Consider the following 9,903-nt stretch of genomic DNA (forward strand, 5'->3'; position numbering starts at 1 on the left):
TTTCTTGATGCTTTTGCTGCGACAGCTAAGGCAGAGCTCGACTGCCAGACGGGTGAAGACGGCACCTGCTATATCGCTACCCTGCGCGACCTGCCTTGAATTTTAGCGGGCCCTCCGACGTGTCGGATTTGAGGAGTCTCGTATTCCGTCGGGAATAGCGCTTTCCTACATTCGCCTTAATCGCCTATTCTTTGCCGGTCCTTTGGCAGACTCGGGACAGGCTCTTTGACAATCCGCATAAGCGGAAGACCCTCCCGCGCGCGCATGGATCAAGCGCTCCGGATTCCGCAGCGATTTGAAAGGTTACACTAGGCGCAAGGTTGGAGGCCAGAAAAGCCAGGAAATTTGCGGCTTTGGAGCAAAAGTCACAGAAAACAAAAGCAGACGTCTGTGTAAAGTTTGCGGCGCGCGCCCAAAAATGGTCAGGCGCGCACAAAGCCACAAAGCCGCGAAGAGTTTAAAGAAACCGCACAATCGCTTTGCGGCTTCGCGTCTTCGCGCGAGTCCGATAAAGGCCCCGAACAAAGGAACTGCGCGTTTATTCGCAAAGCACCCAAACCAGGCTGTCCTACACCCGGCCTTATGACCTAGTCTCTCATCATGAAACCGCTTCACGCGCCCCGATTATTTCCGGTAATCCAGCGGCGGATCGCGGTCACCGAGCAGCGATTTATATTGATAATTCGGCCCCCGCGCCTTGTCGAACTCGGCCTTGGCCTCGGCGCGCAGCTCGGGATTGGTGTAGAGCTCGATCGCCGCCAGGGTCAGCGTCTTGGCCGCAATCTGGGTGCCCTTGAAGCCGATCGACATGCCGCTCGCTGCAGAAGATTGCCAACTGTGCGCGGACGTGCCGGGCACCCATGTCGCGGTGCGCAAGCCGACGGTCGGCGTTGCGTAGGAGACATCGCCGACATCGGTCGAACCATAGCCGAGCGATACATTATAAGGCTGAATCTCTTGCTGGCTGCCCAATTTCAGGCCCGGCTTATCAAAGCTGGCATAGATGCCCTCGGCAAACTGCTGTTCTGCCGCCGTATAGGTGACGCCGCCGACCTGGCGCAATTTGGCGTCCATCATCTTCGCCAGCGGCTCGTTGACCAGCAGCGGATTATTGCCGTGGATCACTTCCCAGTCGACCTTGGTGCCGGTGCCCATCGCCGCGCCGCGCGCCGCATCTTCCAGCCGGGCCCAGATCGCGTCGACCTCGGCCGGATCGGGGTGGCGGACATAGTAAAAGACTTCGGCAAAGTCGGGCACAACATTGGGCGCGGTACCGCCTTCGGTGATCACATAATGGATCCGAGACTGCTGCGGCACATGTTCGCGCATCATGTTGATCATCATGTTGAAAGCCTCGACCCCATCCAGCGCCGAGCGGGCCTTGTCCGGGGCGCCGGCGGCATGGGCGGAGACGCCGCGGAAACGGAATTTGGCCGAGCGGTTGGCCAGCGTCGTGCGGGCGGCAGCGGAATTCTCGTCAGCGGCGTGCCAGTGGAGCGCGATGTCGACATCGTTGAACAGGCCGGCGCGGACCATATAGACCTTGCCGCTGCCGCCTTCTTCGGCTGGCGTCCCGTAGAGCCGGACGCGTCCCGGCGTGCCGCTCTGTTTCAGCCATTTGCTCACCGCGATGGCGGCCTCCAGCGATCCGGCAGCAAACAGATTATGGCCGCAGGCATGGGCGGCGGTCTTGCCGTCAATCGGGCTGGGGGTGGCGAGGGCGTCCTGGTTGATCCCGGGCAGCGCATCATATTCCGCCAGTATCGCGATCACCGGCCCGTCGCTGCCATATTCGGCGATGAAGGCGGTCGGGATATCGGCAACTCCGGCGGTAATCTCAAATCCATGGGCTCGCAGCTGGTCCTGCAGCAGCGCGCTGGACTTCTGTTCCTGATAGCCGACTTCCGCCCATTCCCAAAGCTGCCGGGCGGTCTGCGCCGATTCTGCAGACCGGGCATCGATCAGCGCGGATATATCCGCCATCACGTCCTCTTGCTGGGCCTGCGTGGCTGCAGGAAGAGTCGCCAGGGCGAGCGTTACGGCATATCGGATCATGAAAACCTCATAGGACTAGCAAATTGGGTAGAGGATCGCACAAGCGGCACGAGGGGGCAACAGGCTTGTGGTTCCACTTTTTGCACGTGTTTTACGGTCAATTGCAAAAATGCAACTCGCAGGTGCAGCATTTCATATTGCAACTTAAAATCCCCCGGCCATAGTTGCTCCACAAGTTCAAAACCACTGGAGTTAAACCATGCGTAAACTATCCTCCCTCATCCTCGCGGCGACCGCACTGTCCTTCACCGTTCCGGCTGCATCCGCTGCCGAAGCAGAACGCAACGACCGGCTGTTTGACGCCACCGGCGCCAGCGTTGCCAAAGTCAACCGGGTGCTGGACTCCGGCGATCTTCTGGTCATCTACAAAGGCAAGGTACGTCGTATCGAAGCCTCGACCCTGTCCAACACCGACGGCAAGCTGGTTACCAGCCTGACGAAGACGGAAATCCGTCGTCTCGACTAGGCGCAGCATCGCCCGATAAAATTCTGCAGTGATTGTCACTGCCCAAGAAAGCCGGTGCTTCTCCTCAAGCGCCGGCTTTTTGATGCCTGTGGCCGCGGCCAGGTCTTCCGGACGGTTGATGTTGATGAACCCTTGTGGGTCGTCCCAAGTCACTGATATTGCATTACATTCTTGGGCCAGCCATTGCAATGACGGTGCTCGTTCACCGGGCTCGCAGGTGGTTCGGACGGCATTGACGCTATCGCAGCGCCAATAGGCAAAGGTCGGATGCTTGCGCTGCCGGTCCTTGGCAACGGCACAGCTGCCGCTCGCCGGAAGCCGCTCGATCAGATCTGCGGGAGCATGCGGGGCGTCGACCGGGACGGTGACAAAGCCGCCGATCGCTGGCTCCAGCTCTTCCAGACGGGCCGCGATCGAGAAGATCGCGCCGACCGGACCGTCCGGGGCATCCGGGTCATCGCTGATGACGGGCAGCCCGGTGCCGTAATCCTGACGCGCCGAAAGCAGCATCCGGTCTGCAATGCCGCTATATCTGTCGACCAGTCTGTCGATCAGCCGTTGCCCTTCAAAATGGATGACTGCCTTGTCGCTACCCATGCGGGTCGACCGGCCGCCAGCGAGGATGACAAGGCAGGAAGACGGGTGGGCGATCATTGGCAAGGGTCCGGCTGAAGCATATTGCTTCAATCTGGACTCAGCTGCCCACTCTGTCCAGCAATTCCCCGATCAGGTCTCTGGCTTCCGTGGCGGGCGGCTGTTCCTGATTGGCGGATCTGGCAAGTTCGGTTTTCAATTTGCCGTCGAACAAAGGGCGGCTGGGCCGGCGACTGCTATGTCGGGCGCTCGACGAGGCCCATTGCCGGCCGGCCTGCCGCTCCGGCTTCGCAGGGTAAATGAAGCCGTTCACCGGGAAGGCCGTGGTGCCAAGCTTGCCGATCGGCGCGTACCAGATGCGGACCTTGCTCCAGTCGTTATTTTCAGAAACGTCGCGGGCGGCGACCCGACGTTCGATCTGGCCACGGCGGCCATTGATAGGCGACCAGTTGGCGTGGCTGATCAGGATCGTGCGGTCATCGACAATTTCCCGGACCACTGCAACATGTCCCAGCCGCATCGAGCCATGGCTGGGCAGCGACAGCACCGCACCCTCAGCCGGCATTGTCCCGCGTGGGTAATGGCCTTCCGCCTGATCCCACCAGCTGTGGGCATCGCCATAGATACGAATGCCGCTGAGCTCGCGGGCGAAAGGGACACATTGCAGATAGTCGTTCGCATGAGCCGGAGCGGGCATCATCAGCGCCTGCAAAGCCAGCAGGATCGGAATGATTGCGTTACGCACTGTGATCAACAAGTCTTTAAGAGTCTTTGAATCCATCAAGCGAGGCATAGCGCTGGGGCAAAAAGCGAAAGCTAATGACCATGGTGAACAACACGTAAACCATATTCGGCACTCACGGCATCCCTACCGTCGGGTAACGGTCCCATCCGACACCTCGAAATGCAGCGCATCGCCGGGAATATCTCTGAACAGGTCGGGTTCGGTGCCGGTAAGCCAGACCTGTCCACCGCGCTCCGCGAGCTTGCCGAACAGAGCTGCCCGGCGCTGAGGATCAAGATGGGCGGCGACTTCGTCGAGCAGCAAGACCGGACGTCTGTCGCGTCGCTCGGCGATCAGATCCGCGTGCGCCAGGATGATCGAGAACAGCAAGGCTTTTTGTTCGCCGGTCGAGCATTTTTCGGCCGGCTGCTGCTTGGCGGAATGGAATACGTTGAGGTCGGTGCGATGCGGGCCTCTGGTGGTTCGACCGGCTGCGCGGTCGACCGCCCGATTATGCTGCAGCATCTGGCGGAGTTGGTCCTCGCTGTGTAACTGCCCGTCCGCCAGATCCACGACAGGTGTGGCAAATATCTGGCCATCCGATTGTCCCAGACGCTGGTTTAGGGCGGATATCATCCGGACCCGAGCTTCTGCGACGAGTGAGCCGAATTGTGCAAGTTGCGCATCCAGGCCGTCCATCCAATCTTTGTCTGCGGGATAAGCGTCGGCGAGCAGCCGGTTGCGTTCGCGTCGCGCCGCTTCATATCGGGCGCTGTTCCGGGCATGGGCAGGCTCCAGTGCGGTCACGAGCCGGTCAAGAAAATTGCGGCGCCCCGAAGCGCCCTCGGTGAACAGCCGGTCCATTGCCGGAGTTAGCCATAATATCGAAAGCCACTCCGCCAGATCATTGGTTGGGACAGCTGCTTCGTTGATTCGGGTTTTGCGGCGTTCGGGTGCATCTACACTGGTACCACTTCCCAGATGTACATCATCCAGTTGGGCGGCGACGGCGAAATCGCCCGGGCCGCCCTGTCTCGCAATATCACGCAGTGAGGCGCGTCTGAGGCCGCGGCCCGGCGCGAGCAGCGATACTGCTTCCAGAATATTGGTCTTGCCCGCCCCATTGGCGCCGCTGAACACCATGAACCCGGGAACGGCGTTAAGACGCAACTCTGGGTAGTTCCGAAAATTGTGCAGAGTGAGCTGTGACAAGGCCATGACAGGGCTGGTCACTAGCTTTCGTCCACAGCGAAGAGAAGCAAATTCGGCGGCGAGGCGTGTTTCGTCCGATTACGAAAAATCTTCCACCAAAGTTTAGTAAAAATTGCCAACTGTAGGTTTTGTGTAGGGGAGCGCAAAATGCGAAATTCATTCAACCTATTGAAATATATACAATAATGCAAACTGGCACGGGTCCTGCAAAGTATCTGGCATCATCGCAAGGATGCGAAAACAAATTCAAGTCGAAAGGAAATCAAAATGTTCTCGAATGTCTCCAGCAATATCTCCGCCGCCGTAGCCGCTATTTTCTCTGCAGCCGTTCTTGTGAGCGCCAGTGTCGGTCCGGCCGTCAGCGACGCCGCTTCGGTCATCGTTTAACCCCCTCTATATTCTAGGAAAGCACATCTCATGTCACTCGATCTCCAAAATTCATTTTCCGCCGCTTTCGCCGCAGCCGTTTCAGCAGCTTTGTTTGTCGGTGCCAGTATCCTACCGGCTATCAACAATGCATCGTCGGTGGTGATCTGATGGCCGGAAAAACAAAGGCTCGGAGTCCGCATCCGGTAGCTGGCCGGAACCAGTCTCATCTAGAAAAGGAAGCAATCAACCCATGAAGAACAAACTCAAACTCGACAAAGCCAATGGCAAGCTGATGGGCGTCTGCTCCGGCTTGGCTAACTGGAGTGGAATGGACGCAAATCTTTTGCGTATCATCTTCGTTCTCGCGACCATATTCGGCTTCGGTTCCGCGATCGTCATCTATCTCGCGATCGGTCTGATTGTCGATTAATCTCGACATCAGGTCATCGCTGGATGATATAACATACGGAAAATATTGTATAAAACCATAGACCGCTCTGGCTAATCCGTGTAATCGAACGATTGAGTATTCATATTGCAATAGTCGGAGCGCAGATGTCCGCAGGTCATCATCACAACCACGGCCATTTTACCCATAGCCATCACGACCGTCATGGTGCGCACGGCCATATGCCGACCAATTTCAGTCGCGCCTTCGCGCTCGGAATTTCGCTCAACATCATATATATCATTGTCGAAGTCATATTCGGCCTGCTGGCCGGATCAATGGCGCTTTTGGCCGATGCCGGGCACAATTTGTCCGATGTCCTCGGTCTGGCCGTTGCATGGGCCGGCGCTGAGTTGTCCAAACGTCCTCCCAGCAAGCGGTTTACATATGGCCTCGGTGGATCATCGATACTGGCTGCGTTGCTCAACGGACTTTTTCTGCTGGTCGCTTGCGGTGCCATCGCATGGGAAGCGATCGAGCGCTTCAGCGCACCTAGCCCGGTTGCATCGAGCACCGTTGTAATTGTAGCTTCGCTTGGCATTGTTATCAATTTTGGCACCGCAATGCTGTTCGTCAGTGGCCAGAAGGAAGATATCAACATCCGGGGTGCGTTTCTCCACATGATGGCTGACGCTGGTGTGTCGGCCGGAGTGGTGATTGGCGGCATTGCGATCTATTTCAGCGGGCTGAACTGGATTGATCCGCTAATCAGCCTGCTGATCGTGGCGCTGATCTTCTGGAGCACATGGGGGCTATTGTCCGAGGCTGTGAGAATGTCTCTTGCAGGCGTGCCCCGCGATATCGATGTGGAAGAAGTGATGGCATATCTGACAGCCTTGCCCGGTGTTCAGGCGGTGCACGATCTCCATATCTGGCCGATGAGTACGAGCGAGACAGCGATGACAGCCCATCTGGTGCTGCCAGAGGGGCACCCGGGCAAAGGTTTCCTGGCCACTGTCCAGAAAGAATTGAACAGATTATTTTCCATCCATCATATCACTATTCAAATCGAACTCGAGGATGAAGAGGCGGATCAGTGCCATACGGATTGTCACGGGCGCGACTGAGGTGCTTTGCAGCTCCTGATACCGCGTAGGAAAGATCCGGGTTTCGCTAAAGAATATCTGACTTGGAGTGAACAAGGCGCCCCGTTCGTGTTCATTCTTTGCCCGACAGGAAAGTTACGAACGGTAAATCTCCGCATCGGGTGCGCTGTGGCGATTGCACCAACGGACATCTTTCGTTGCGTAGCCGGAAAATGGACTTATGGTCTCCGGACAAACGCGGCGCTCAATCCCGCGAGTGGGAGGATGTGTGCACGACGAAATCAAACCGAACTGGCTGTCGGAAATTGTTCGTCGATTTTCTGTCTTCGTCTTTACGGTCAACGGATGGACCGCGGTCCAGGAAAACCCCCTCCGCGAAAAGCGGTAATCATTGCTGCCCCTCATACGAGCAACTGGGACTTTCTCTATTTCTTCGGTCTGATCAACAAGCTCAAGATCAGATCCTACTGGATCGGCAAGGACACGTTATTCAAACCACCTTGGGGCGACATGATGCGGCGCCTGGGGGGTATTCCGGTGAACAGGTCGAAATCGCAGAATATGGTCGACGCAATGGTCAGGGAATTCAACCGGCGTGATGACTTCCTGCTGACAATCCCGCCCGAAGGAACCCGTGGCAGCGTCAAGGAATGGCGGACAGGATTCTATTATATAGCGCTCAAGGCGAAAGTGCCGCTGATCATCGGTCTGATGGACTATTCAAAGCGAACCGGAGGACTGGGGCCGTCCTTCATGCCATCGGGGGATTATAAAGCCGATATGCAGAAGCTGAGCGATTTTTATCATAGCGTGACACCCAAATATCCCGACAAGGCGATGCGCGATATTGTATCGACGGAACCCGGTGGCATAGGTGAAGCAGACGGACAAGGAGAAGGCAGATGAACGTGCTTGAAGCTTTGGGGCTGAACTTTGGCTTGCTGGTCATCATCATGATCCTCTTGTGGTTGATATCGATACGGATCCGTGACGTATCCTTCATCGACGCATTCTGGGCCTATGGCATGGCGATCATGGCCAGCGCATCTTTCATACAGACCGAAACCCCGGGTTCTCTAGTCTATACGATATGGGCGCTGACAGCGCTCTGGGGGATAAGGCTGGGGACCCATCTGTTCCTGCGGTGGCGCAAGGAAGGTGTTGATCCCCGCTATAAGAAGATAATGGGGCGCGCGATGGAGAAGCAGGGCATGAGCTTCGCCAAGGCCGCTCTGCTCAAGGCTTGGGCCATGCAAATACCGTTACTGTTCATCGTCTGCCTTCCGGCGCAACTCGGCATATTGCTGGCGGGCACCGATGGCCTGTCTACTGTGTCGATCATCGGCGCGATAATAGCGCTCGTAGGCATCGCTTTCGAAACTGTAGGTGATATGCAACTTAAGGCGTTCAAGTTCAATCCGGCCAGCAAGGGCATGGTACTGGATATCGGATTGTGGAAATATACGCGCCATCCCAATTATTTCGGTGATTTTTGCGCATGGTGGGGCATCTGGCTGGCCGCCGCGCCGCTGGGCTGGCCCGTATGGCTTGCGGCGATCGGCCCGTTGTTCCTGAGCTTCACGCTGATGAAATGGAGCGGTGCGCCGCTGCTCGAGAAAAGCCTGAAAAGAACCGGCCTGATTATGCAGGCTATATCGAGCGCACCTCCGGGTTTTTCCCGATGCCGCCGAGAAAGTCCTCCGGTAAATGATCAAGGGCGTCCACCATATCGCTATCGGGGTACCCGATATCGAGGCCGGTCTCGCATTTTATCGAGACGTTATCGGCTTCGAGCTGGACTGGCGCAGCGACATCCCGTCGGACAATGACAAGGCCGGTGCGGCGGTCGGCCTTCCCGGTTTCGAAGCCAGAATGGCCATGCTGAAAGGCCCCAACATCAGTCTCGAGCTATGGCAGTATAGCAGACCCGAACCACGCGATCGGCGTAGCAATCCCGCCGATCTCGGTTATCCGCATATGGCCTTGGCTGTCGAGGATATCGAAGCCGAACATGCCCGGCTCAGCGAAGCCGGCATGACCTTCGTTGGGCCTCCTGTCGACTTCGGACAGCAAAAGGCGATCTACGGCCGGGACCCGTTCGGCAATGTCATCGAACTGCTGGAAGAAGTCTAGCGTTCAGGCGGCTTCTTTGAGCAGCTTGTTCTCTATGATATTGGCAAAAACATCGGTTTCCTGAGCGCCGGGCACCATGAACTTCTTGTTGAAGATGAAAGCGGGGACGCCGGTGATGAAGCGATCCTGCCACTCCGCTTCCACTGCCCGAACCTCTTCTGCGAACATATCAGAGCCGAGCAGGTCACGGGCACGTTTCTCGTCCAGTCCCACCGATGCCGCGATGTCGACCAGAGTCGCGTGATCGCTGACATCCCTGCCATCGGTAAAATGCGCTTTGAACAGAGCCAGTTTCAGAGCGGTCTGCTTGCCGGTCTCGCCGGCCCAGTGGAGCAAGCGGTGCGCATCAAAGGTATTCACCATTCGCATCTTGTCGCCGTAACGAAATTCGAAGTCCAGCTCACTGCCGGCGCTCCGCAGGCGCTCTCTGTTGGCTTTGCTCTGCTCCGGCGTGGCGCCATATTTCTGCGCCATATGTTCGCCGATATCCTGACCCTCCGGCGGCATGGAGGGGTTCAGCTCAAAGGCGTGCCAGGCCAGTTCGAAGCGGGCCTGACCTTCAAATCGGGCCATGGCTTTCTCAAGCTTCTTGTAGCCGATGATGCACCAGGGGCAAACGACATCGGAGACGATATCCACGGTGATTACTGGCGTCTCGGACATGGCGCTTTCCTTGATTGTGTTCAGGCTTTCTCAAGCGTGCATTGCAGGGGATGTTCGTTCTTGCGCGCGAAGTCCATCACCTGCGTGACTTTGGTTTCGGCAACTTCGTAGCTGAACGTTCCGCAGACACCGACACCTTTCTGGTGCACGTGCAGCATGACGCGCGTGGCTTCATCGATGTCCATGTTGAAAA

11 protein-coding genes and 1 pseudogene are annotated in these 9,903 nt (G+C 57.2%); 6 read left to right on the forward strand and 6 right to left on the reverse strand.

Annotated features, from left to right (window positions below; genetic code table 11):
- Positions 1–624: 624 nt before the first annotated feature.
- On the reverse strand, positions 625–2,055 hold the full coding sequence (locus C8024_RS05090; protein WP_173203269.1) for an amidohydrolase: 1,431 nt from the start codon (positions 2,053–2,055) through the stop codon (positions 625–627).
- Positions 2,056–2,254: 199 nt separating this feature from the next.
- Here C8024_RS05090 and C8024_RS20960 point away from each other — a divergent pair, with 199 nt between their 5' ends.
- The gene (locus C8024_RS20960; RefSeq protein ID WP_100092411.1) at positions 2,255–2,521 is read left to right on the forward strand and encodes a hypothetical protein; all 267 of its coding nucleotides are present in this window, start codon (positions 2,255–2,257) and stop codon (positions 2,519–2,521) included.
- Positions 2,522–2,824: 303 nt separating this feature from the next.
- Here the strand turns inward: C8024_RS20960 and C8024_RS22945 are convergent.
- The 3 genes and pseudogenes from C8024_RS22945 to recF all read right to left on the reverse strand — a co-directional run.
- Positions 2,825–3,175: pseudogene (locus C8024_RS22945) on the reverse strand (molybdenum cofactor guanylyltransferase); the annotation flags it as partial.
- A 40-nt stretch (positions 3,176–3,215) separates the two neighbouring features.
- The gene (locus C8024_RS05100; RefSeq protein ID WP_367947159.1) at positions 3,216–3,860 is read right to left on the reverse strand and encodes a CHAP domain-containing protein; all 645 of its coding nucleotides are present in this window, start codon (positions 3,858–3,860) and stop codon (positions 3,216–3,218) included.
- Positions 3,861–3,983: 123 nt separating this feature from the next.
- On the reverse strand, positions 3,984–5,057 hold the full coding sequence (gene recF, locus C8024_RS05105; protein WP_173203276.1) for a DNA replication/repair protein RecF: 1,074 nt from the start codon (positions 5,055–5,057) through the stop codon (positions 3,984–3,986).
- A gap of 613 nt (positions 5,058–5,670) precedes the next feature.
- Between recF and C8024_RS05110 the strand changes: the two genes are divergently transcribed.
- The 5 genes from C8024_RS05110 (at position 5,671) to C8024_RS05130 (ending at position 9,047) form a co-directional block, all read left to right on the forward strand.
- Positions 5,671–5,850, forward strand: a complete 180-nt coding sequence (locus C8024_RS05110; protein ID WP_100092409.1) for a PspC domain-containing protein — start codon at positions 5,671–5,673, stop codon at positions 5,848–5,850.
- Between the two features lie 125 nt (positions 5,851–5,975).
- Positions 5,976–6,935 (forward strand): cation diffusion facilitator family transporter, encoded by a 960-nt coding sequence (locus C8024_RS05115; protein WP_100092408.1) that lies wholly within the window; start codon positions 5,976–5,978, stop codon positions 6,933–6,935.
- A gap of 324 nt (positions 6,936–7,259) precedes the next feature.
- A complete protein-coding gene (locus C8024_RS05120) occupies positions 7,260–7,820 on the forward strand; it encodes a lysophospholipid acyltransferase family protein (protein ID WP_217272006.1) in 561 nt (186 codons plus the stop codon).
- The gene (locus C8024_RS05125) at positions 7,817–8,743 is read left to right on the forward strand and encodes a DUF1295 domain-containing protein (protein WP_367947160.1); all 927 of its coding nucleotides are present in this window, start codon (positions 7,817–7,819) and stop codon (positions 8,741–8,743) included. The genes C8024_RS05120 and C8024_RS05125 overlap by 4 nt, the downstream gene beginning before the upstream one ends.
- A complete protein-coding gene (locus C8024_RS05130; protein ID WP_367947161.1) occupies positions 8,664–9,047 on the forward strand; it encodes a VOC family protein in 384 nt (127 codons plus the stop codon). Before C8024_RS05125 ends, C8024_RS05130 begins: the two co-directional genes overlap by 80 nt.
- 3 nt (positions 9,048–9,050) lie before the next feature.
- Here the strand turns inward: C8024_RS05130 and C8024_RS05135 are convergent, their stop codons facing one another.
- Entirely contained in the window at positions 9,051–9,710 is a 660-nt protein-coding gene (locus C8024_RS05135; protein WP_100092404.1) for a DsbA family oxidoreductase, read from the reverse strand.
- A gap of 20 nt (positions 9,711–9,730) precedes the next feature.
- Positions 9,731–9,903 (reverse strand): ATP-dependent Clp protease adaptor ClpS (locus C8024_RS05140; protein WP_173203274.1); only part of this gene is annotated, 173 nt, incomplete at its 5' end.

Source organism: Sphingopyxis sp. BSNA05, from assembly GCF_013265645.1.
Lineage (GTDB): Bacteria > Pseudomonadota > Alphaproteobacteria > Sphingomonadales > Sphingomonadaceae > Parasphingorhabdus.